Origin of the sequence: Sphingosinicella sp., from assembly GCF_052388015.1 — a bacterium.
GTDB lineage: Bacteria > Pseudomonadota > Alphaproteobacteria > Sphingomonadales > Sphingomonadaceae > Allosphingosinicella.
This window is the reverse complement of sequence record NZ_JBQTIN010000060.1, coordinates 1-20,822: the sequence shown is the minus strand read 5'-3', so window position 1 is coordinate 20,822 and position 20,822 is coordinate 1. Positions and strand designations below refer to the sequence as shown.

Genomic DNA, 20,822 nt, shown 5'->3' with positions numbered 1-20,822 from the left:
GAGGGCCGCTAGGAGACGCGTATGTACAGCGAGCATTATGGCCTGAGCGGGCAGCCCTTCCAGCTGACCCCGGACGCGCGCTTCTGGTTCGAGAGCCGGACGCACCGCCGCGCCATGGCCTATCTCGGCTTCGGCCTTGCCCAGAGCGAGGGCTTCGTCGTCGTCACCGGCGAGATCGGCGCGGGCAAATCGACGCTCGCGGCGCACCTGCTGGCGACGATCGACCGCAGCCGTCTCAACGCGATCTCGCTGGTCTCGACCCAGGTCGAGGGCGACGACATTCTCCGGCTCGCCGCCCAGGGGCTCGGCGTCGCGACCCGCGGTGTCGAGAAGGCGGCCCTGCTCGAAGCGGTCGAGCGGCGGCTGGACGAGGAGACGCGGGCCGGCAAGCGCACCCTGCTGATCGTCGACGAGGCGCAGAACCTGCCGGTCTCGGCGCTCGAAGAGCTGCGCATGCTCTCCAATTACCAGCTGCGCGGCCGGCCGCTGCTGCAGATCCTGCTGCTCGGCCAGCCCGAGTTTCGCGACAAGCTCGCCTCGCCGGGCATCGAGCAGCTGCGCCAGCGCGTCATCGCCAGCCATCATCTCGAGGCGATGGCCGCCGACGAGGTCGAGCATTATGTCGCGCACCGGCTCGCTTTGGTCGGCTGGTCCGGCCGTCCCGCCTTCGCGCCCGACGCCTATGCCGCCCTCCACCAGGCGAGCGGCGGCATTCCGCGCAAGGTCAACCAGCTCGCCAACCGGGTGATGCTGCAGGCGGCGCTGGACGATGCCGACCGGATCGACGGCGCGTTGATCGAAGCGGTCGCGCGCGAGATCGATGCCGATGCCGCCGTGCCGGCCGCGCCGGTCCAGGAGCGCGTCCTCCCGCTCCGCTCCGTCCGTTCGGCCGAGCCGGCCGCACCGTCCGCGCCGGCGGCTCGCGTGGTCGCGGATCCCGGGCTGGCCGATCGCATCGCCAAACTAGAAGCGCAGGCGGTGGAGCAGGAGGAGACGCTGCGCCGCGTCCTGACCCTGCTTGTCGAATGGGTCGAAAAGGAGCAGCCCGAGGCGGCCTATCGGATCAACGCCGCCTGAAGGAGGGCGCATGCGCAACGCCCTGTCGGTCGACGTCGAGGACTATTTCCAGGTCGGCGCCTTCGAGGGCGTGATCGACCGCGCGGACTGGGAAACCATGCCGCGCCGGGTCGAGGCCAATACCGACCGCGTCATCGCCTTGTTTGCCGAAGCCGGTGTCAAGGCGACCTTTTTCACTCTGGGCTGGGTCGCCGAGCGCCATCCGGCGCTGATCCGGCGCATCGCCGAAGCGGGCCATGAGGTCGCCAGCCACGGCTGGGACCATAAGCGGGTCTTCACGATGACCGCCGACGAGTTCCGCGCCGACATCGCCAGCGCCCGCGTGGTGCTGGAGAACGCGAGCGGGCAGAAGGTGAGCGGCTATCGCGCGCCCAGCTTCTCGATCGACCAGCGCACGCTCTGGGCGCACGAGGTGTTGGCCGAGGAGGGCTATGCCTATTCCTCCAGCGTCGCGCCGATTGCGCACGACCATTATGGCTGGCGGAGCGCGCCGCGTTTCGCCTGGCGGCCGGTCGAGGGCGCGCCGCTGATCGAGCTGCCGGTGACGACGCTGGAGCTTGGGCGCCGGCGGATGGCGGCCGGGGGCGGGGGCTTCTTCCGGCTGCTGCCTTATTTCGTCTCGAACCTGGCGGTGCGCCGCGCCAATCGCGATGCGCGGCCGGCGATCTTCTATTTCCACCCCTGGGAGATCGACCCGGAGCAGCCGCGCGTGCCGGACGCGCCGATGCGCTCCAATTTACGCCACTACACCAATCTCGAGGCGATGCGGCCGAAGCTGCTGCGCCTGCTGCGGGCGCATGACTGGGGGCGGACCGACGAGGTCGCCGCGGCCGAGGCGGCGCGGCTCGCATGAACGCGCCGGTCGCCATCACTATCTCCGTGCGCACCGCCGAGCTGGCCGAAGCGGCGGAAAGCGCGCGGATCGACGATTTCGTGCGGGCGCACGACGCCGGGACGATCTTCCACCGGCCGCAATGGAGCCGGGCGGTCGAGCGCGGCTGCGGACAGCGGGCGCACTATCTGGTCGCCGAGCGGGCCGGCGCGTTGGTCGGCTGCCTGCCGCTCACCCACGTCCGCTCGCGCCTGTTCGGCAACGCCCTGGTCTCGGCCGGCTTCGGCACCGGCGGCGGCATTCTCGCCGAGGATGATCGCGCCGCGGCGCGGCTGGCCGATGCGGGCTGGGCGCTGGCCGAGGCGCTGGCCTGCGGCTCGCTGGAGCTGCGCGGCGGCCCGGTTCCTGCCGGCTTCGACGCGCAGGGCGGCGTCTACGCCAATTTCGATCGCGACCTGCCCGGCGATGCAGACGCCTTGCTTGCCGCGGTTCCGCGCCGCCAGCGCACAGAGGTGCGCCGCGCGCTCGAATCGGACCTGGAAACGTCGGCCGGAAACGATGCGACGCATCGCACGGCGCATTTCCGCGTCTATGCCGAGAGCGTCCGCAACCTCGGCACGCCAATCTTCCCGCGCGCCTTGTTCGAAGCGATGCTCGACGAATTCGGCGACGACGCGGATATCATCCTCGTCCGCCGCCGCGACGAGCCGCTCGCCGCCTTGCTGAATTTCTATTTCAACGGGACCTGCCAGCCTTTCTGGGGCGGCGGCACCTTCGCGGCGCGCTCATGCAAGGCCAACGACCTGATCTATTTCGACGTCATGCGCCGCGCGGTCGCGCGTGGTTGCACCCGGGCGGATTTCGGCCGCTCCAAGGTCGGCACCGGACCGTGGAGCCGCAAGCGCATCTGGGGCTTCGACGAGACGCCTTTGGTCTACGCCGTTCGGTCGGCGAGTGGTGCGGCGCGGGCGATCAACCCTCTCGACGCCAGATATCGGCTCAAGGTCGAAGCTTGGAAGCGCCTGCCGCTTTGGGCGGCGAACCGGCTCGGCCCGCTGATCGCGCGGGGGTTGGGCTGATGTCGACGCTCTTCCTCGCCCATCGCATCCCGTTCCCGCCGGACCGGGGCGACAAGATCCGCTCCTGGCAGCTGATCAAATATCTCACAGCGCGCGGGACGGTACATCTCGCCTGCTTCGCCGACGACGAGGCGGACGCGGCCAATCTCGCCGGGCTGAAGGCCGCATTGGGCGACCGGCTCGGTGAGGTCCATGTCGAGCCGCGGCGCACTGGCAAGGCGATGGCGGGGGCGCGCGCTTTGGTGGCGGCCAAGCCGGTGTCGCTGACCCTGTTCGACAGCCCGAAGCTGCGCGGCTTTGTCGAGCAGATGTTGGCCAAAAGCGGGATCGACACGGTTTTCGCGTTCTCCGGCCAGATGGCGCAGTTCGTGCCGGTCGGCATGGCGCCGCGCTTCATCATGGATTTCGGCGACGTGGATTCGGCCAAGTTCGCCGCTTATGCCGAGGAGGCGACCGGGCCGATGCGCTGGCTCTACCGGCGCGAGGCGGCGCGGCTGTTCGCCTTCGAGCGGGCGGTGGCGGCGCGGGCCGATGTCGCGACCTTCGTCAGCGAGGCGGAGGCGGGCCTCTTCCGGGAGGCGACCGGCCTTCCCAATATCCGCGCGCTCTCCAACGGCATCGATTTCCGTCATTTTGATCCGGCTGCGGATTTCGTGCCCCTCGATTCGGCGGAGCGGGCGAAGGGGCCGCTGCTGCTCTTCACCGGCCAGATGGATTATCCGCCCAACATCGACGCCGTGCGCTGCTTCGCACGGACGGTCCTGCCGCAAGTGCCGGAGGCACGCTTCGTCATCGCCGGCCGAGCGCCGACAGCTGAAGTGATGGCACTGGCCGGGGATCGGGTAACAGTCACCGGCGCGGTGGCGGACATGCGTTCCTGGCTGACGGCGGCGGACGTGGTGGTCGCGCCGCTCAGGATCGCGCGCGGCATACAGAACAAGGTGCTGGAAGCAATGGCGATGGCGCGGCCGGTGGTCGCCTCGCCAGCCGCATTCGAGGGGATCGAGGCCAGGCCGGACCGCGACCTGATCGTCGCCGACGGCGCCGAGGCGATGGCCGCGTCGATCCGCCACGTGCTCGCAGACCAGCTTCGCGCTACTGCGCTGGGCGAGGCTGCGCGCAAGCTGGTCGTCGGAAGCTACGGCTGGGAAAGCCGGCTCGCGCCGCTCGATGCGATGCTCGCTCCGGAACGGCGGGCGGCATGACGACCGCGGTCGCGATCGAACGGAGCACGCCCGCTTCGGCCTGGCGGACCCACCTCACCGCGCTGGCGGGCGTGGCGGCGGCGATCCTGCTGCTCTTCCTGCCCGATGTCGCCGGCCTCGCCGCGATCTGGTGGGACAGCCCGACCTTCAATCATTGCCTGCTGATCCCGCCCATCATCGGCTGGTTGGTCTGGCAACGAGCGCCCGAACTGGCACGGCTCACGCCCGCTGCCTGGGCGCCGGGGCTGGTGCTGGTCGCGCTGGGCGCGGCAAGCTGGCTGGCCGGCGAGGCCGGCTCGGTCGCGCTGCCGCGCCAGGCGGGGTTGATCCTGATGCTGCAGGGCGCGGTCATCTCCTGCCTTGGCCGCGATGTCGCGCGCGGGCTGCTCTTCCCGATCGCCTACGCTCTGTTCCTGATCCCGCTCGGGGCCGAACTGGTGCCGGCGATGCAGACGCTGACCGCGCAAATGGTCACCGGTTTGCTTGGCGCAAGCGGCGTGCCGGCACATGTCGAGGGCGTCTTCATCACTACCCCGGTCGGCTATTTCGAGGTGGCCGAGGCCTGCGCGGGCGTGCGCTTCCTTGTCGCCATGGTCGCGTTCGGCGCCTTGGTCGCCAATGTCTGCTTCAAGGCCTGGCCGCGCCGGATCGCCTTCCTCGCCGCCTGTGTGATCGTTCCGATCCTCGCCAATGCGGTGCGCGCCTGGGGAACGATCACCATCGCCGAGCAGAGCGGCAGCGTCGATTTCGCCGCCAGCTTCGATCATGTGCTCTATGGCTGGTTCTTCTTCGCCCTCGTCATCGCCCTCATCATGGGCGCGGGATGGCGCTTCTTCGACCGTGCGGTCGATGAGCCCTGGCTGGCGAACGTGGAGCCGAGCGGGCGGCGCGGCGGATCGGTGTCGGTTGTGGCCGGGCTGATCGTCGCGATCGCCGCCTTGCCCGTTGCCTGGTCGCAAGCCGTGGCTTTCACCGGCGCACAAGCCGCGCCCGCCGACATCGCGATGCCGGCGGTGCCCGGCTGGCGGCAGGTGGCAGCGAGCGGCGGGCGGCCCTGGCAGCCACATTTCGCCGGCGCCGACCTGATCCGCATGGCGCGCTATCGCGACTCGGCCGGTCGCGAGGTCGACCTCGCCATCGCCGTCTTCGCGCGGCAGGAGGAGGGGCGGGAGCTCGCCGATTTCGGCAACGGCGCGGCAGGCCCCGACAGCGACTGGTCCTGGTCGGCCGACGCGCCCGCTCCACCCGGCGGACGGGCGGAGCGGATCGCCTCGCACGGGCTGGTCCGCGAGGTGCTGAGCTTCTACCGCGTCGGCGATATGCTGACCGGGAGCCGAACGGGGGTGAGGCTGGAGACGATGCGGGTGCGGCTGCTGGGCGGGCCGCAGCGCGCGGTGGCGGTGCTGATCGCCGCGCCGGAGCCGGCCGCCGGAGTCTCGCCGCGCCCGGCGCTCGACGCTTTCCTCGCCGCTTTGGGACCGGTCGACCGGCTCGCCGACCGCGCCGCGGGACTCGAATAAGCGCGATGTGCGGGATCGCCGGCATCTTCCATGTCGACGTGCCGAAGCCGGTCGATCCGGCGCGGGTCGAGGCGATGACCGAGGCGCTCGCGCATCGCGGCCCGGACGGCAGCGGCGTCTGGACCGCGCCCGGCGTCGGGCTGGGTCATCGCCGGCTGGCGATCATCGATCTTTCCGACGCCGGCGCGCAGCCGATGCTGACGCCCGACCGCCGCGTCGCGATCACCTATAATGGCGAGATCTACAATTTTCGCGAGGTGCGCACCGAGCTGGAGGCGAAGGGCCATGTCTTCACCAGCGAGAGCGACACCGAGGTGATCCTCGCCGCCTGGCGGCAATGGGGGCCGGATTGCCTGTCGCGGCTCAACGGCATGTTCGCGCTGGCGCTTTACGACGCGAGCCAGGACGCCTTGTTCCTCGCCCGCGATCGCCTCGGCGTGAAGCCGCTTTATTTCGCCGAGCTGGCGGACGGCGCCCTGATCTTCGCCTCGGAGCTCAAGGGTTTGCTCGTCCATCCCCGATTGCGCCGGACGCCGAGCCCGCAGGCGATCGAGGACTATCTCGCTTTCGGCTACGTTCCCGACGACGCCTGCATCATCGACGGCGTGCGCAAGCTCCCCGCCGGCCACCATCTGACCGTGCGGCGCGGCCGGCCGGTGCCGGCCTCGGTTTCCTGGTGGGACGTCGATTTCTCGGACACCGACCGCCGATCGGTGAAGGCGCTGGAGGAGGAGCTGGTCGATCGGCTGCGCGCCGCGGTGCGCTCGCGCATGGTGTCGGACGCGCCGCTGGGCGCCTTCCTTTCCGGCGGCGTCGACAGCTCGTTGGTCGTCTCGTTCATGGCCGCGGCGAGCCGCGCGGCCGTCGAGACCTGCTCGATCGGCTTCGACCGGGCTGACCATGACGAGACCGAATATGCCGAAATGATCGCGCGCCGCTTCGCTACTCACCACCGGACGCGGAAGGTCGCGGCGGACGATTTCGCCCTGATCGATACCTTGGTTGAAGCCTATGACGAACCGTTCGCCGATGCCTCGGCGCTCGGCACATACAGGGTGTCTGAGCTGGCGCGGGAGAAGGTGAAGGTGGCGCTCTCCGGCGACGGTGCGGACGAGGCCTTCGCCGGTTATCGTCGCTACCGGATGTTCGCTGCCGAGGAACGGGCGCGCCGGTTGCTGCCGGGGCCGCTCGGCCGGGCGGTCGGTGCGATGGGGAACGCCTATCCCAAGCTCGACTGGGCGCCGCAATTCCTGCGCGCCCGGACCACCTTGCAGGCGCTGGGGCAGGGGAGCGGCATGGCCTATGCGCGCGGCGTCGGGGTCACGCCGCCGGAAATCCGGGCCAAGCTTTATGCTTCAAACATGGTTAACGCGCTGCAAGATCATCGCGCGGAAGATCGTTATATCGCAACGATGGCGGCCGCGCCGGCGAGGGACGCGCTGTCGCGCGCCCAATATGCCGACCTTAAAATATGGCTGCCGGGCGACATCCTGACCAAGGTCGACCGGGCGAGCATGGCGGTCAGCCTCGAGGCGCGCGAGCCGTTGCTCGACCATCGTCTGGTCGAGTTCGCGGCGCGCCTGCCGGCGCGGATGCGGCTGCGCGGCGGCACCGGCAAATGGCTGCTGAAGCGCGCGCTGGCGGAGCGGTTGCCGCCCAACATCCTGCATCGGCCCAAGATGGGCTTCGTCACGCCGATCTCGTCCTGGTTCCGGGGCCCGCTGGCGGGCGAGGCCGAGCGAATCGCGCATGGCTCGGCGCTGGCCGAGACCGGCTGGTTCGACGCCGACGCGATCGACGGCCTCGCCGCCGCGCATCGTGTCGGCCGCGCGGATCACGGCCGGCTGCTCTGGCAGCTGCTGATGCTCGACCGCTCGCTGCGCCTGCTCTTCGGGCTCGGCGCGGCGGCCGCGGACGGGCCCGCCGCGCCGAAGCGGCGGCGGGCCGCCGGCTGACCTAGGGGTTCGACCCCTGCATCGCCGTCGAGACGTTGGTGAAGGTGCTGTTGAGGCTGGAGCCCAGCCCCTGCATCGCGGTGATGGCCGCGACGGCGATCAACGCTGCGATCAGGCCATATTCGATGGCGGTCGCGCCCTGCTCGGAACGCGTCAGGCGGCGAATGAAGATACGCATTAGTCCCTCCCGTCGAGGCGATCGTTTCGCCTCCGGACCGGAGAATCCACTCGCGCTCAACAACGCGGAGTAACGAAACAGCGCTAACGCAGTGTTCGGCTTAACGATCGCCGGGATAATCGGCGCCGACGAAATAGAGGCCGTCGGGCGGCGCGTTGAACCCGAGCGCGGCGCGATCCCTCGCGTCGAGCGCGGCCTTGAGGTCCCCCTTCGTCCATTTGCCGCGGCCGACCAGCATCAGACAGCCGACCATCGATCGGACCTGGTGGTGGAGGAAGGAGCGGGCGTCGGCCTCGATCTCGATCATTTCGCCCAGCCGCCGCACGGTCAGCCGGTCGAGCGTCTTCACCGGGCTGTCCGACTGGCAATGCGCCGAGCGGAAGGTCATGAAGTCATGCTGGCCGACCAGCACTTGCGCCGCCTTGTTCATATCGTCCGCATAAAGCACGACCGGCACCCGCCAGGCCCGGCCTGCATCGAGCGCGAGCGGCGCGCGGCGGTTGGCGATCCGGTAGCGGTAGCGGCGGCGGGTGCAGGAGAAGCGGGCGTGAAAATCGTCGTCCACTTCCTCGGCGTGGATGATCGCGATCGGGTGCGGGCGAAGCCTGGCATTGAGGCCGTCGGCGAGGCGGTGGGCGCTGACCGGACGGGCGATATCGACATGGACGGTCATCGCCAGCGCATGGACGCCGGCGTCGGTTCGGCCGGCGGCGTGGAACGTCACTTCCTCATGGAACAAAGCGAAGACCGCCTCCTCCATCGCCTGCTGGACCGAGGGGCCGTGCGCCTGCCGCTGCCAGCCCATGAACGGGCGGCCGTCATATTCGACCGTGAGGCGGAAGCGGGTCATGCCAGGCGCGTCCCCTTCGGGATCGGAAAGCCGCGCACGAGTTCCGCCGCCGTCATGGCAGCGCGCCCCGCCCGCTGGACCAGCGTAGGAATAATCGCGCCCTCACTGCAAGCGATCGTGACACTGGACCCGTCCATCACCGTGCCGGGCAGGGCGCCGCCGGGCACCAGACGGCACGCGAGGATGCGAACGCGCTCGCCATGATAATCGAACCAAGCGCCCGGCGGGTTGAACGCCCGAATCTGGCGATCGACATCGATGGCGGAGCGGGTGAAGTCGATACGGGTTTCCGCCTTATCGACCTTCGTCGCATAGGTAACACCCTCGTCGGGTTGCGGCTCGGCAACGTAGTGGTCGAACTCCGCCAGCACATCCACCATGAGCATCGCGCCCATCGTAGCTAATTTCGCGGTCAGTTCGCCGGCGGTCTGGCGCATGATGACTGTCGCGCTGCTCGCGTAAACCGGCCCCGTGTCGAGTCCTTGCTCCATCTGCATGATGCAGACGCCCGTCATCTCGTCCCCGGCGAGGATCGCCCGCTGGATCGGCGCGGCGCCGCGCCAACGGGGCAGGAGCGAGGCGTGGACGTTGAGGCAGCCGCGGCGCGGCGCCTCCAGGATCGGCGCGGGCAGGATCAGCCCGTAGGCGGCGACCACCGCCGCATCGAGATCGAGCGCGGCGAAGGCGGCCTGCGCCTCCGGGTCGCGCAAGGTCGCGGGCGTCCGAACCTCGATCCCCGCCGCCTCGGCACGGCGCTGGACGGGGGAGGGCAGGAGCGCCTTGCCGCGCCCCGCCGGCCGCGGCGGCTGGGTATAGACCGCCGCCACCTCGTGCCCCGCCGCCAACAGGGCATCGAGTGTCGGCACCGCGAAGTCCGGCGTTCCCATGAAGGCGAGGCGCATGGTCACGCCTTATCCTCCCCGTCGTTAGATGGGGAGGGGGACCAGCCGCAGGCTGGTGGAGGGGCCTGTGCCCGCTTTTGCCCCTCCACCGCGTACCGCGGTCCCCCTCCCCATGAGCTTCGCTCACAGGGAGGATAAGCAGCGCTTGCCCGCTCCGGCCAGCCTTCCTAGTTTGTTCCGATGGCTTCTCCCGAGATCGACGCGCTGGCGCAGGCGCTCGCCCGGCTCCCCGGCCTCGGACCGCGTTCGGCGCGGCGGGCTGTGCTGCATCTGATGAAGAAGCGCGAGACGGCGCTGACGCCGTTGTTGCGCGCCCTGGAGCGGGTGAACGAGACGCTGTCGGTCTGCGCCACCTGCGGCAATGTCGACACCACCGATCCCTGCGGCATCTGCGCCGATCCGCGCCGCGACGCGCGGATGCTCTGCGTGGTCGAGGAGGTGGCGGACCTCTGGGCGCTCGATCGCGCGCGGCTCTTCCCCGGCCGCTTCCACGTCCTCGGCGGCCGGCTCTCGGCGCTGGAGGGCGTGCGGCCCGAGGACCTCAACATCGCCGGCCTGGTGAGCCGCGTCGCCGCGGGCGGGATCGACGAGGTCGTGCTGGCGATGAACGCGACGCTGGAGGGCCAGACCACCGCCCATTATCTCGCCGAGCGGCTGGAAGCTTATCCGGTCCGCCTGACCCAGCTCGCCCACGGTCTCCCGGTCGGCGGCGAGCTCGATTATCTCGACGAGGGGACGCTGGCGCAGGCTCTGCGGGCGAGAAGGCCGGTGGCCTAAATCCTCCCTGTCGCCGTAGGCGATGGGGAGGGGGACCGCATGAAACGCGGTGGAGGGGCAGGCGAGGCGGTTAGCCCCTCCACCATGCTACGCATGGTCCCCCTCCCCATGCGCGTTGCGCACAGGGAGGATAGTTGAAGCACAGGGGCTTTTTCCCTATCTCGCCCGCATGGCCATCCTGCCCATTTACGAGACTCCCGATCCGGTCCTCCGCCAGATTTCCTCGCCCGTCGAGGAGATCACGCCCGAGCTGCAGACGCTGATCGACGACATGTTCGCGACGATGTACGTCGCGCCCGGCATCGGCCTCGCCGCGATCCAGGTCGGCGTGCCGAAGCGGCTGCTCGTCATCGACCTGCAGGAGCCGGAGAGCGACGAGGAAGACGCGGAAGGCGTCAAGGATCCGCGCGTCTTCATCAATCCCGAGATCCTCGAAACCTCGGACGTCACGGTCCCCTACAATGAGGGTTGCCTGTCGGTGCCGGACCAATATGCCGAGGTGCTCCGCCCCGATCGCGCCCGAGTCCGCTGGCAGGAGCGCGACGGCACGGTGCGCGAGGAGTGGATCGAGGGTTTGCTGGCCGTCTGCCTCCAGCATGAGATCGACCATCTCAACGGCATCCTCTTCATCGACCATCTCTCGCGCCTCAAGCGCGACATGATCATGAAGAAGCTGGTCAAGGCGCGCCGCGACGGCGGGGCGAAGAAGGCGGCGTAACGCTTTCCGTCATTGCGAGCGGAGCGAAGCAATCCAGTCCGAAGTCCTGGATTGCCGCGGCGCTGCGTGCCTCGCAATGGCGAATAGGTTAAGGCTTTCCCTCGCGCCCTCTGTGCCTTAGGTTCGCTGTTCGTTCCCCCTGAAGGAATGGGCATGGACCCGATCGTCGTCATTCTATTGGTGTTTGCCGCGCTGGCGGCCGGTGTCGCGCTCGGCTGGTTGGTGGGACGTGGCCGCGCCGGTGCCTTGGCCGAGGAACGGGGCAAGACAGCCGAGCTGCTGCGGATGACGCTGACCGAGGTGACGAACGAGCGCGATGCCGCGCAGCGGGAGGTTTCGGCGTTGCAGGCCGACGCCCGGAACTTCGACGCGCGGATGCAGGAATTGCGCGAGGCGAAGGACGTGCTCGCCGCCCAGTTCAACGAGATCGGCGCGAAGCTGCTCGGCGAGGCGCAGAAGGCGTTTCTGGAGCGCGCCGACGCCCGCTTCAACCAGGCGGGCGAGAAGAGCCAGGAGCAGTTGAAGGCGCTGCTCCAGCCGGTCGAGGCGACGCTCAAGCGCTACGAGGAGGGCCTGACCAAGGTCGAGAAGGAACGGGTGGGGAGCTACGAGGCGCTGCGCGAGGCGGTCGGCCTGCTCCATGCCGGCCATGCCCAGGTCCGCGACGAGACGCGCAACCTCGTCAACGCGCTCCGTTCCAGCCCGAAGGCGCGGGGCCGTTGGGGCGAGCAGAGCCTGAAGAACGTGCTCGAGCAGGCGGGGCTGACCCAATATGCCGATTTCCGCACCGAGGTTTCGGTCGACACCGAGGATGGGCGGCTTCGCCCGGACGTGATCGTCAGTCTGCCGGGCGGTCGCAAGCTGATCATCGACGCCAAATGCTCGCTCAACGCCTTCCTGGACGCCAGCGAGGCGGCGGATGAGGCCACGCGGCTGGCGCATCTGAAGGCGCATGCCGGCTCGATCCGCACCCACGCCCAGCAGCTCGGCTCGAAGAATTATTGGGAGCAGTTCGGCGACGCGGCCGATTATGTCGTCATGTACATCCCCGGCGAGCATTTCCTCACCGCGGCGCTGGAGCAGGACGATCGGCTCTGGGAATGGGCGTTTGAGCGCCGGGTGCTGCTCGCGACACCGACCAATCTCGTCGCCATCGCCCGCACCGTCGCCAGCGTCTGGCGGCAGGAGAAGCTGGCCGAGGAGGCGGCGGAGATCGCCCGGCTCGGCAAGGAGCTCCATTCGCGGCTGGCGACGATGGGGAGCCATGTGGCGCGGCTCGGGCGCAATCTCGAACAGGCGACCGGGGCCTATAATGCCTTCGTCGGCAGCCTCGAAACGCAGGTCATGACCCAGGCGAAGCGCTTCGAAACACTCGAGGTCGCGTCGGGCGCGAAGGAGATCGAGGCGCTGCCCGTCGTGGAAGCGGCACCCCGGCCGCTCACCAAGCTGTTCGCGAGGGATGGCGAAGGACCGCCGAACTAAGGATCGGGCCTGGTACGTCTGAGCCGGAGCGTGCCGATCTCGCCGGTCAAGAGCAGGGTGTCGCGATCGGCCAACCTTACTCGACCGGTGCGCTTAGAATCTCGATCAATCGTTGCTCGCGACGCATGATGGGCTCTGCACAGGCACGGCGGGTGGACATGATTGGCGGAACGACGGTCAGCACCTCGTTCGAGCGCACATACTGCCCGCCGATGCGATTGCAGCCGCCGTAGCCAGCAAAACTATCGGCCGAAAAATCGATCGCGTAGACATCGTCACGGAGCAGATCGCCGGTGAGGGGCACGGTTTCGCCCGCTATCTCGGCGAAATGCCAACTCGTTCCAGCAAGTGAATCCGCTGGCAAGCGATTGCCGCCACAACCTCTGAAATCTCGCCCGGCAATGGTGACAAAGACGGCATCGGCATACCGGCCATCCGGCACGTCACATGGATCGGCCATGATTGTCACATTGAGCGGAGGCCGGTTGTAATCGACAATCCCATCGACATTTCGCGGCACTCCCGCCGCAACAGACACGGTGGGGCGGCCGGGTTCGGAAAAGCTGATCCGGCCGTCAGCAATGGTAAGGGACCACGCGGGGCTCGCTCCCGACGCGCGGTACGGCGGCGCTGGTTCGACCTGTGAAGCCTGGATAACGAGCGCAAGAAATGCTGTCGGGATCAATTCGCCCGCCGCAGCCGGATCGCGCCTTCCTCGCCGGTCAGCACCATCGTGTTCGCGTCCGGCCGGCTGAATCTGACCGCTCCGGAGAGGATGGCGAAGGCGCGCTGCTCGCGGGCCATCACGGCGGGGGCGCAGGCCATGCGCGTCGAACGCGCCTCGCCAACCGCCAATGTGTCTCCGACCGCGGTATAAGGCGCGGAAAAGCTGTTGCAGCCGGTCCGGCCGGCGATTTCCCCCGCGCGGATGCTGAGCGCATATTGGGGGCCGCTCACCGGCTCCTGGCCGATCGCGACGATCGTCCATTCGGTGCCGGCGATCGGCGGCGGCGGCGGAATCACCGCAGCCTCGGCCTGCAGCGCGAGCAGCAGGGCGATCATGTTGCCCGCCATTGGTTGATCACCTCATAGGCCATCACCGCGGTCGCCACGGCCGCATTGAGGCTGTCCGCCTTGCCGTGCATCGGCATTTTCACCAGCACGTCGCATTCCTCCTCATAAGCCGCCGGCAGCCCCGCCTGCTCGTTGCCGACCAGGATGAAGGCCGGGGCCGTATAGCACGCTTCTTGATAGTCCACGCTCGCACGCAAACTTGTCCCGATCAACTGAGCAGGCGCTGAACGCAGCCAAGTAACGAAATCGGGCCAGCGCGCCGTTGCGATGCTTTGCGTAAATAAAGCCCCCATAGAGGCGCGTACGGATTCCACTGAAAAGGGGTCGACGCAATCGTCGATCAGAATCAGCCCGCCGGCGCCGACCGCGTCGCCGGTCCTCAGGATGGTGCCGAGATTGCCCGGATCGCGCAGTGCCTGGGCGACGATCCACAGCGGCGCGGCGGCGCGGTCGATCCGGTCGAGCGAGGTGTCGAGCTGGCGATAGACGCCGATGACGGTCTGCGGATTCTCCTTGCCGCTGATCTTGTGGAGGATGTCGGGCGTGGTCTCGATCGCCTCGCCACCGGCCGCCTCGACCGCTTCGACCAGGGCGGCGACGAGCGCATGGGTTGCGTCGCTGAAGAACAGGATTACCGGCAGCACGCCCGCCTCGCGCGCCTCGGTCAGGATGCGCAGTCCCTCGGCGAGGAACAGGCCCTCGGCGCGGCGATGCTTCTTCTCGCGCAAGGCCCGCGCCTGCTTGACCAGCGGGTTGGAAAAAGCGGTGACTTGGCGGGGCATGGCTAGGCAACCGTCATTGCGAGGAGCGAAGCGACGAAGCAATCCAGCCTGCCTCGCCGCCGCTCTGGATTGCTTCGCTGCGCTCGCAATGACGGAGAAGTGGTCATTCCTCGCCAAAGCGCGATTCGACCAGAGCGGCGAGCTGCTCCACCGCCGCCTCGGCGCCGTCGCCCAAGGCACGGATCGTGATCGAGTCGCCCATCGCCGCGCCGAGCATCATCAGCCCCATGATCGAGGTGCCGCAGACCGAATTGCCGTCTTTCTCGACCTCGACATTGATGCCGAGCTGGGCGGCGAGGGTGACGAACTTGGCGCTGGCGCGGGCGTGCAGGCCGCGCTTGTTCAGGATCTCGACGGTGCGCGAGACGCTGCTCAAGCCGCCGCCTCGCCGAGCACTTCGGAGGCGACGGAAATATATTTGCGGCCCGCCTCGCGCGCGGCGGCGACCGCGCCCTTGACGTCCATCGTCTTGCGGGCGCCGTCGAGGCGGATCAGCATCGGCAGGTTGACGCCGGCGATCACCTCGGTGCGCGCGTCCTTCATCAGCGAGATGGCGAGGTTGGACGGCGTACCGCCGAACAGGTCGGTCAGGATGATCACGCCGGCGCCGTCGTCGACCGCCTCGATCGCTTCGGCAATCTCGGTGCGGCGCGTCTCCATGTCGTCGTCGGGGCCGATGCAGATCGCCGCGATCCGCTCCTGCGGCCCCACGACATGCTCCATCGCCGTCACGAACTCCGTCGCCAGCCCGCCATGGGTCACCAGCACCAGACCGATCATCTGTTCACCTGTGAAACTCGTCCGCCCCCAGAGCGATTTCAGGCCGAGTGTACGCACTCAGCGACTCGGAAATCGCGGTTTCAACACACCTAGGGCGATTCCACGCAAGTGGAACTCGCTCTAGGAGCGCTCGCTGCCGTCGCGCGGCGGCGTGGCGAGGTCGCGATGGTCCAGACTGGGCGAAAATCCCGCTTCGCGCAACCGTGCGGCGACGCGCTCGGCGACATGGACCGAGCGATGTCTCCCCCCGGTACAGCCGAAGGCGATCGAGACATAGCTCTTCCCCTCCGCCTCGTAGCGAGGGAGGAGGGCGAGGAGCAGCTCCTCGATCCGGGTCACCGCATCCTCATAAGCGGGGTCGGCGGCGATATGGTCGGCGACCTCCCGCTCGAGGCCGGTGAGCGGGCGGAGCGCCGGCACCCAGTGCGGGTTCTGCAGGAAGCGCATGTCGAAGACGAGGTCGGCGTTGCGCGGCAGGCCGCGGGCGAAGCCGAAGGATTGGACGGTCAGGATCGGCGCGCCTTCCTCGCCGCCGAAGTGGTTGCGGATCTGCTGGCGCAGCGCATTCGTATCGCTGTCGGTCGTGTCGATGACATGGTCCGCCCAGCGTTTCAGCGGCGCGATCATCTCGCGCTCCTCGGAAATGCCGTCATTGGTCGGCCGGTCGGGCGCCAACGGATGGCGCCTGCGGGTCTCGGAGAAGCGGCGGAGCAATTCGGCCGCCTGGCATTCGAGGAACAGGGTCTCGACCGGCTGGTCATGCTCCCTGGCCAGCTTCTTCACCTGGCGGACGACGCGCTCGGCGTTGAACCCCCGGGTGCGGCTGTCGAGGCCGATGGCGAGCGAGCGGCCGCGCTCCGCGCCGGCGGCGAGCGGCGTCGCGAGCAGCGGATCGAGCAGGCTGAGCGGCAGATTGTCGACAACCTCCCAGCCCAGATCCTCGAGCGTGTTGAGCGTCGTCGATTTGCCGGCGCCGGACATGCCGGTGACAAGCAGGAATCTTTTCGGGGCGGCGGGCGCGGGCATCGGCCCTATGTAATGCGTTTCAGCGCCAGTTCGACCTTGATCGGGGCCGAATCCTCATGCGCGTTGAGCACCACGACCGGCACGGCGATGCCGCAGAGCGAGCGCGTCTCGCCCGGCTCGGGCAGGCGCTGCGGCGTGGCGTCGAGATCGACGAAAAGAGCGACCGGCACGTCGACCGCGCTGGGCATCTCGACGATGCCGAGCCCGCGCACCTCCATCTGGCCGGAGATGGTGGGCGGCGCGCTGGCGATGAGGCCGGTGGCGGTGCGGCGCACGATCGTATAATCGTCGCTGACCAGCACCGCGCCGCGGTCGATCAGCCTCAGCGCCAGGTCGGACTTGCCCGCGCCGGGCAGGCCGCCGATCAGCACCGCCTTGCCGGCGATCGCCACCGTGCTGACGTGGATGGTTTCCGACGAAGTTGACGCCATGCTCATGTCGCGGCTCCCGGCAGGCGGACGACGAAGCGGGCACCGGCCTGCCCATCGCGCCGGTCGCCGACCTCGATCCGGCCGCCATGCCCTTCCACGATCGCCCGCGCGATGGCGAGGCCGAGGCCGGAATGGCGGCCGAAATCCGCCTCCGGCCTGATGGAGTGGAAGCGGTTAAAGATCACCTCACGCGAATCTTCGGGCACGCCCGTTCCTTCGTCCTCGATGCTGATCATCACCTCGTCGCCATCCGCGCAGGCGCGGACCTCGACGAGGCCGCCCTCGGGCGAGAAGGAGATCGCGTTGTCGACCAGGTTGTCGAGCAGCCGCGCGAGGCGCGATTCCTCGCCCTGGACCACGGCCGAGCCGAGACGGGGACGGGCAAAGGCGATCGAGACATTCTCGCGCCGCGCTTCCCAGGTCGGAAGCAGGGATTCGATGAACGAGGCCAGGTCGATCGGCTCGAAGCGCGCCCGCGACAGCTCGGCGTCGAGCCGCGACGCCTCCGCGATGTCGACGACCAGGCGGTCGAGCCGGCCGACATCCTGGCGCACCACGTCGAGCAGCTGGCAGCGCAAAGCCGGGTCCTCGATCCGGTCGAGCGAATCGACCGCGGAGCGCAGCGAGGCGAGCGGGTTCTTGAGCTCGTGGGTGACATCCGCGGCGAAGGCCTCGGTGGCGTCGATCCGCTGCCGCAGCGACTGGGTCATGTCGTGGAGCGCGCGGGCGAGGAGACCGATCTCGTCCCTCCGCTCCGGCAAGAGCGGCACGTCGACCTCGCGCGCGCGGCCGAGCCGCACGCTATGTGCGGCCTTGGCCAGCCGGCGCAGCGGGTTGGCGATGGTGCGGGCGAGGAAGCGCGACAGCAGGATCGCGAGCACCAAAGTGGCCAGCAGGGCGAAAGCGAGCGAGAAACGCTCGGCGCGCACCTGGCGCCGAACGTCGCGGGCGTTGACGGTCAGGAGCAGCGTTTCTGCGTTGCCGGTGAGGGGGATAGCGGTGCTGATGAAGGCCGTGCCCTCCGACGCGCGCCGAATATCGCTCACCGGGCCGTTGGCGCGGCGCGCAGCCGCAATCTCGGGCCAGGCATCGACCCGGCTCACATCGTCGCCGAGCGGCGGAGTGGACGACGCGGCGACAATTGCGTCAACTCCGTTGTCCAGCCACCGGGCCACGGTGCGATACCAGGGCTCGCCCGTCGGATCGCGCATCAGATAGGTAGGCGGGCCGGACGTCCAATTGTCGCCGAGCAAGGCGCCATCGCGGGCGAAGACGCGCAGGCGCGTGCCCGAATCGCGCCCCAGTCGATCGAGCATCGCCGGCCAGGTCTGGCGCGGAGCCGCGGCGAGGGCGTGGGCCACCATCGTCGCTTCGGAGCGTGCCCGCTCAACCCTGGCCTCGGTCAGCCGCGCCCGCAGGCTGTCGAGATAGAACAGGCCGCCGGCGAGGATCGCGATCGCGAAGATGTTGACCGCGAGGATGCGCTGCCGGAGCGACAGCCGCGACGACCAGCCGAGCCGGGCCTCCCTTTCGTCATTCCTCCGCAAAGCGGTACCCGACGCCGTAGAGCGTCTCGATCGACCTGAACGCGGGATCGGCCTCGCGGAACTTGCGGCGCATCCTCTTCACATGACTGTCGATCGTCCGATCATCGACATAGATGTCATCGTGGTATGCGACATCCATCAGCTGGTTGCGCGACTTGACCACGCCGGGCCGCTGGGCGAGCGCCTCGAGGATCATGAACTCGGTGACGGTGAGGACGACATCGGCGCCGTCCCAGCGCACCCGGTGACGCGCCGGGTCCATCACCAGTCGGCCGCGGACGATCTCTTCGGCTTCCTGCTCCGGTTCATCCCCGGGAGGTTTCGCGCGCGCCTCGCTGCGGCGGAGGACGGCACGGATTCGGGCGATGAGGAGGCGCTGCGAAAAAGGCTTGGCGATATAATCGTCGGCGCCCATGGCGAGGCCCAAAGCCTCGTCCAGCTCCTCGTCCTTGGATGTCAGGAAAATCACCGGGAAATCAGTTTTCTCCTTGAGTCTCCTCAGCAGCTCCATGCCGTCCATGCGCGGCATCTTGATATCGAGCACGGCGAGCTCGGGCGGCGCCTCGGTGAGCGCCTTCAGCGCCGCCTCGCCGTCCGAATAGAGACGCGTCGTGAAACCCTCCGCCTGCAGCGCGACGGAGAGCGACATGAGGATGTTGCGATCGTCGTCGACAAGGGCGATCGTGTTCGACATGCTTGGCGGTGTTCCTGTGCGGGAGGGCCGGCTTAGCGCAAGCGCGGCCCGCCGCGCCACCCTTTGACGAAACGACCCGCCTCCACTATGCGCGCCGGCATGACGAGGGCCCACGCCGAGGGGCCGGACCATTCAGACGGAAGGAAGCTTGAAGGTGGCCAACCGGGTCCCGCGTTACGACTTGCACCATCAGGGGATCGACACCCCCGCCGCGCTCCACTGGAATCTCGGCACGTCCGAGCTGGTCGAGCAGGCGGTGCGCCGCGAGGAAGGCATGCTCGCCAAGGACGGCCCGCTGGTGGTCGAAACCGGCAAGCACACCGGCCGCTCGGCGAAGGACAAATACATCGTCCGCGACGCCGAGACCGAGAGCAATGTCTGGTGGGACAATAACAAGGCGATGAGCGCGGACCATTTCGCCGCGCTCAAGGCCGATTTCCTCACCGCGCTGGCGGAGCGGGAAACCCTGTTCGTCCAGGATCTCTATGGCGGCTCGCAGCCCGAGCACCGGGTGAAGGTGCGGGTGATCAATGAGCTCGCCTGGCACAACCTCTTCATCCGCACGATGCTGGTGCGGCCGTCGGCGGCGGAGCTGGAAGGCTTCGAGCCCGAATATACGATCATCGACCTGCCGAGCTTCAAGGCCGATCCGGCCCGCCACGGCACGCGCTCCGAGACGGTGATCGCGGTGAACCTCACCGATAAGACGATCCTGATCGGCGGCACCGCTTATGCCGGCGAGATGAAGAAGTCGGTCTTCGGCCTCCTGAACTACATTTTGCCGGTCGAGGGCATCATGCCGATGCACTGCTCGGCCAATATCGGCCCCAAGGGCGACACCGCTGTCTTCTTCGGCCTTTCGGGCACCGGCAAGACGACGCTCAGCGCCGACGCGAGCCGCACCCTGATCGGCGACGACGAGCATGGCTGGTCCGACACCGCGGTCTTCAACTTCGAAGGCGGCTGCTACGCCAAGATGATCCGGCTCTCGCCGGAGGCCGAGCCGGAAATCCATGCGACGACCAGGCGCTTCGGCACGGTGCTGGAGAATGTCGTGATCGACCCCGAGACGCGGACGCTCGACCTCGACGACGCGACGCTCGCCGAGAACACCCGCGGCGCCTATCCGATCGACTTCATCCCCAATTGCTCGGCGGAGAATATGGGGCCGGTGCCGAAGAACGTGATCTTCCTCACCGCCGATGCCTTCGGGGTGCTGCCGCCTGTCGCCAGGCTGACGCCGGATCAGGCGATGTACCATTTCCTCTCCGGCTACACCGCCAAGGTGGCGGGGACCGAGATCGGCGTCACCGAGCCGGAGGCGACCTTCTCGACCTGCTTCGGCGCGCCGTTCATGCCGCGCCACCCGAGCGTCTACGGCAACCTCCTCAAGGAGCGGATCGCCAGGGGTGGGGTGGCATGCTGGCTGGTCAACACCGGCTGGACCGGCGGCAAATATGGCGTCGGCAGCCGGATGCCGATCAAGGCGACCCGGGCGCTGCTCAACGCTGCGCTCGACGGCTCGCTGAACAATGTCGAGTTCCGCACCGACGAGAATTTCGGCTTCCAGGTGCCGGTGAGCGTTCCGGGCGTCGACCAGTCGATCCTGAACCCGCGCGACACCTGGGCCGACAAGGCCGCTTATGACGCGACGGCGGCGAAGCTGGTGGCGCTCTTCAACGAGAATTTCGCCCGCTTCGAGAGCCATGTCGACGCCGGCGTGCGGGCGGCCGCGCCCCGGGCCGGCGGCCAGCAACAACAAGCGGAGCCGATCATCACCGCCGCCTGACCGCCGCCTTCATTTCGCTCTTTCATCGGGAGCGCGCTGGCCCGGCCAGCGCGCTCACTTCTTTTTGTGCAAAAGGAACCCGACCCCTGGACCACAAACCCCGCCTGTTCGGCGACGACGAGCA

22 protein-coding genes are annotated in these 20,822 nt (G+C 68.5%); 10 read left to right on the top strand and 12 right to left on the bottom strand.

Annotated elements, in window-relative coordinates:
* Positions 1-21 precede the first annotated feature (21 nt).
* From ACT4N3_RS05325 to ACT4N3_RS05300, 6 genes are read left to right on the top strand one after another with little or no spacing between them, the layout of a single operon-like run.
* A complete protein-coding gene (locus tag ACT4N3_RS05325; protein WP_444854170.1) occupies positions 22-1,077 on the top strand; it encodes an ExeA family protein in 1,056 nt (351 codons plus the stop codon).
* Positions 1,078-1,087: 10 nt separating this feature from the next.
* Positions 1,088-1,930, top strand: coding sequence for an XrtA system polysaccharide deacetylase (locus tag ACT4N3_RS05320; RefSeq protein WP_444854169.1), 843 nt, complete (start codon positions 1,088-1,090; stop codon positions 1,928-1,930).
* Positions 1,927-2,988 (top strand): FemAB family XrtA/PEP-CTERM system-associated protein, encoded by a 1,062-nt coding sequence (locus ACT4N3_RS05315; RefSeq protein ID WP_444854168.1) that lies wholly within the window; start codon positions 1,927-1,929, stop codon positions 2,986-2,988. The genes ACT4N3_RS05320 and ACT4N3_RS05315 overlap by 4 nt, the downstream gene beginning before the upstream one ends.
* A complete protein-coding gene (locus tag ACT4N3_RS05310; protein ID WP_444854167.1) occupies positions 2,988-4,193 on the top strand; it encodes a TIGR03087 family PEP-CTERM/XrtA system glycosyltransferase in 1,206 nt (401 codons plus the stop codon). Before ACT4N3_RS05315 ends, ACT4N3_RS05310 begins: the two co-directional genes overlap by 1 nt.
* Entirely contained in the window at positions 4,190-5,713 is a 1,524-nt protein-coding gene (gene xrtA, locus ACT4N3_RS05305) for an exosortase A (RefSeq protein WP_444854166.1), read from the top strand. The genes ACT4N3_RS05310 and xrtA overlap by 4 nt, the downstream gene beginning before the upstream one ends.
* A 5-nt stretch (positions 5,714-5,718) precedes the next feature.
* A complete protein-coding gene (locus ACT4N3_RS05300; RefSeq protein ID WP_444854165.1) occupies positions 5,719-7,668 on the top strand; it encodes an XrtA/PEP-CTERM system amidotransferase in 1,950 nt (649 codons plus the stop codon).
* A gap of 1 nt (position 7,669) precedes the next feature.
* Here the strand turns inward: ACT4N3_RS05300 and ACT4N3_RS05295 are convergent, their stop codons facing one another.
* From ACT4N3_RS05295 to fmt, 3 genes are all read right to left on the bottom strand, one after another.
* Positions 7,670-7,846, bottom strand: coding sequence for a Flp family type IVb pilin (locus tag ACT4N3_RS05295; RefSeq protein WP_444854164.1), 177 nt, complete (start codon positions 7,844-7,846; stop codon positions 7,670-7,672).
* A gap of 100 nt (positions 7,847-7,946) precedes the next feature.
* The gene (gene truA, locus ACT4N3_RS05290; RefSeq protein WP_444854163.1) at positions 7,947-8,696 is read right to left on the bottom strand and encodes a tRNA pseudouridine(38-40) synthase TruA; all 750 of its coding nucleotides are present in this window, start codon (positions 8,694-8,696) and stop codon (positions 7,947-7,949) included.
* The gene (gene fmt / locus ACT4N3_RS05285; protein ID WP_444854181.1) at positions 8,693-9,598 is read right to left on the bottom strand and encodes a methionyl-tRNA formyltransferase; all 906 of its coding nucleotides are present in this window, start codon (positions 9,596-9,598) and stop codon (positions 8,693-8,695) included. Before fmt ends, truA begins: the two co-directional genes overlap by 4 nt.
* Before the next feature lie 180 nt (positions 9,599-9,778).
* On the opposite strand from fmt, the gene recR reads away from it, so the two are divergent.
* From recR to rmuC, 3 genes are all read left to right on the top strand, one after another.
* A complete protein-coding gene (gene recR, locus ACT4N3_RS05280; protein ID WP_444854162.1) occupies positions 9,779-10,375 on the top strand; it encodes a recombination mediator RecR in 597 nt (198 codons plus the stop codon).
* A gap of 169 nt (positions 10,376-10,544) precedes the next feature.
* Entirely contained in the window at positions 10,545-11,093 is a 549-nt protein-coding gene (def, locus tag ACT4N3_RS05275) for a peptide deformylase (RefSeq protein WP_444854161.1), read from the top strand.
* Between the two features lie 153 nt (positions 11,094-11,246).
* Positions 11,247-12,575: a DNA recombination protein RmuC gene (gene rmuC, locus ACT4N3_RS05270; RefSeq protein WP_444854160.1), complete on the top strand. Its 1,329-nt coding sequence runs from the start codon at positions 11,247-11,249 to the stop codon at positions 12,573-12,575.
* Positions 12,576-12,651: 76 nt separating this feature from the next.
* On the opposite strand, the gene ACT4N3_RS05265 is transcribed toward rmuC, so the two are convergent.
* The 9 genes from ACT4N3_RS05265 to ACT4N3_RS05225 all read right to left on the bottom strand — a co-directional run bounded on the left by ACT4N3_RS05265 (position 12,652) and on the right by ACT4N3_RS05225 (position 18,909).
* Entirely contained in the window at positions 12,652-13,260 is a 609-nt protein-coding gene (locus ACT4N3_RS05265; RefSeq protein ID WP_444854159.1) for an META domain-containing protein, read from the bottom strand.
* On the bottom strand, positions 13,257-13,649 hold the full coding sequence (locus ACT4N3_RS05260; protein WP_444854158.1) for an META domain-containing protein: 393 nt from the start codon (positions 13,647-13,649) through the stop codon (positions 13,257-13,259). The genes ACT4N3_RS05265 and ACT4N3_RS05260 overlap by 4 nt, the downstream gene beginning before the upstream one ends.
* Positions 13,634-14,431 (bottom strand): TrmH family RNA methyltransferase, encoded by a 798-nt coding sequence (locus tag ACT4N3_RS05255; protein WP_444854157.1) that lies wholly within the window; start codon positions 14,429-14,431, stop codon positions 13,634-13,636. The genes ACT4N3_RS05260 and ACT4N3_RS05255 overlap by 16 nt, the downstream gene beginning before the upstream one ends.
* A gap of 103 nt (positions 14,432-14,534) precedes the next feature.
* A complete protein-coding gene (locus ACT4N3_RS05250; protein ID WP_444854156.1) occupies positions 14,535-14,807 on the bottom strand; it encodes an HPr family phosphocarrier protein in 273 nt (90 codons plus the stop codon).
* Complete coding sequence (locus ACT4N3_RS05245; protein ID WP_444854155.1) at positions 14,804-15,211, bottom strand: PTS sugar transporter subunit IIA; 408 nt, start codon at positions 15,209-15,211, stop codon at positions 14,804-14,806. Before ACT4N3_RS05245 ends, ACT4N3_RS05250 begins: the two co-directional genes overlap by 4 nt.
* A gap of 120 nt (positions 15,212-15,331) precedes the next feature.
* On the bottom strand, positions 15,332-16,237 hold the full coding sequence (rapZ, locus tag ACT4N3_RS05240; protein WP_444854154.1) for an RNase adapter RapZ: 906 nt from the start codon (positions 16,235-16,237) through the stop codon (positions 15,332-15,334).
* 5 nt (positions 16,238-16,242) lie between these two features.
* Complete coding sequence (locus tag ACT4N3_RS05235) at positions 16,243-16,674, bottom strand: HPr kinase/phosphorylase (protein WP_444854153.1); 432 nt, start codon at positions 16,672-16,674, stop codon at positions 16,243-16,245.
* The gene (locus tag ACT4N3_RS05230; protein ID WP_444854152.1) at positions 16,671-18,215 is read right to left on the bottom strand and encodes an ATP-binding protein; all 1,545 of its coding nucleotides are present in this window, start codon (positions 18,213-18,215) and stop codon (positions 16,671-16,673) included. The genes ACT4N3_RS05235 and ACT4N3_RS05230 overlap by 4 nt, the downstream gene beginning before the upstream one ends.
* Positions 18,202-18,909, bottom strand: a complete 708-nt coding sequence (locus ACT4N3_RS05225; protein WP_444854151.1) for a response regulator transcription factor — start codon at positions 18,907-18,909, stop codon at positions 18,202-18,204. The genes ACT4N3_RS05230 and ACT4N3_RS05225 overlap by 14 nt, the downstream gene beginning before the upstream one ends.
* A 154-nt stretch (positions 18,910-19,063) precedes the next feature.
* On the opposite strand from ACT4N3_RS05225, the gene ACT4N3_RS05220 reads away from it, so the two are divergent.
* Entirely contained in the window at positions 19,064-20,698 is a 1,635-nt protein-coding gene (locus ACT4N3_RS05220; RefSeq protein ID WP_444854150.1) for a phosphoenolpyruvate carboxykinase, read from the top strand.
* Positions 20,699-20,822: the final 124 nt, after the last annotated feature.

What these genes read in the sequence shown, in the direction of transcription:
- ACT4N3_RS05325 (WP_444854170.1), top strand. Translation starts at nt 22, where the DNA reads ATGTACAGCGAGCATTATGGCCTGAGCGGGCAGCCCTTCCAGCTGACC.
- ACT4N3_RS05320 (WP_444854169.1), top strand. Translation starts at nt 1,088, where the DNA reads ATGCGCAACGCCCTGTCGGTCGACGTCGAGGACTATTTCCAGGTCGGC.
- ACT4N3_RS05315 (WP_444854168.1), top strand. Translation starts at nt 1,927, where the DNA reads ATGAACGCGCCGGTCGCCATCACTATCTCCGTGCGCACCGCCGAGCTG.
- ACT4N3_RS05310 (WP_444854167.1), top strand. Translation starts at nt 2,988, where the DNA reads ATGTCGACGCTCTTCCTCGCCCATCGCATCCCGTTCCCGCCGGACCGG.
- xrtA (WP_444854166.1), top strand. Translation starts at nt 4,190, where the DNA reads ATGACGACCGCGGTCGCGATCGAACGGAGCACGCCCGCTTCGGCCTGG.
- ACT4N3_RS05300 (WP_444854165.1), top strand. Translation starts at nt 5,719, where the DNA reads ATGTGCGGGATCGCCGGCATCTTCCATGTCGACGTGCCGAAGCCGGTC.
- ACT4N3_RS05295 (WP_444854164.1), bottom strand. Translation starts at nt 7,846, where the DNA reads ATGCGTATCTTCATTCGCCGCCTGACGCGTTCCGAGCAGGGCGCGACC.
- truA (WP_444854163.1), bottom strand. Translation starts at nt 8,696, where the DNA reads ATGACCCGCTTCCGCCTCACGGTCGAATATGACGGCCGCCCGTTCATG.
- fmt (WP_444854181.1), bottom strand. Translation starts at nt 9,598, where the DNA reads ATGCGCCTCGCCTTCATGGGAACGCCGGACTTCGCGGTGCCGACACTC.
- recR (WP_444854162.1), top strand. Translation starts at nt 9,779, where the DNA reads ATGGCTTCTCCCGAGATCGACGCGCTGGCGCAGGCGCTCGCCCGGCTC.
- def (WP_444854161.1), top strand. Translation starts at nt 10,545, where the DNA reads ATGGCCATCCTGCCCATTTACGAGACTCCCGATCCGGTCCTCCGCCAG.
- rmuC (WP_444854160.1), top strand. Translation starts at nt 11,247, where the DNA reads ATGGACCCGATCGTCGTCATTCTATTGGTGTTTGCCGCGCTGGCGGCC.
- ACT4N3_RS05260 (WP_444854158.1), bottom strand. Translation starts at nt 13,649, where the DNA reads ATGGCGGGCAACATGATCGCCCTGCTGCTCGCGCTGCAGGCCGAGGCT.
- ACT4N3_RS05255 (WP_444854157.1), bottom strand. Translation starts at nt 14,431, where the DNA reads ATGCCCCGCCAAGTCACCGCTTTTTCCAACCCGCTGGTCAAGCAGGCG.
- ACT4N3_RS05245 (WP_444854155.1), bottom strand. Translation starts at nt 15,211, where the DNA reads ATGATCGGTCTGGTGCTGGTGACCCATGGCGGGCTGGCGACGGAGTTC.
- rapZ (WP_444854154.1), bottom strand. Translation starts at nt 16,237, where the DNA reads ATGCCCGCGCCCGCCGCCCCGAAAAGATTCCTGCTTGTCACCGGCATG.
- ACT4N3_RS05235 (WP_444854153.1), bottom strand. Translation starts at nt 16,674, where the DNA reads ATGAGCATGGCGTCAACTTCGTCGGAAACCATCCACGTCAGCACGGTG.
- ACT4N3_RS05225 (WP_444854151.1), bottom strand. Translation starts at nt 18,909, where the DNA reads ATGTCGAACACGATCGCCCTTGTCGACGACGATCGCAACATCCTCATG.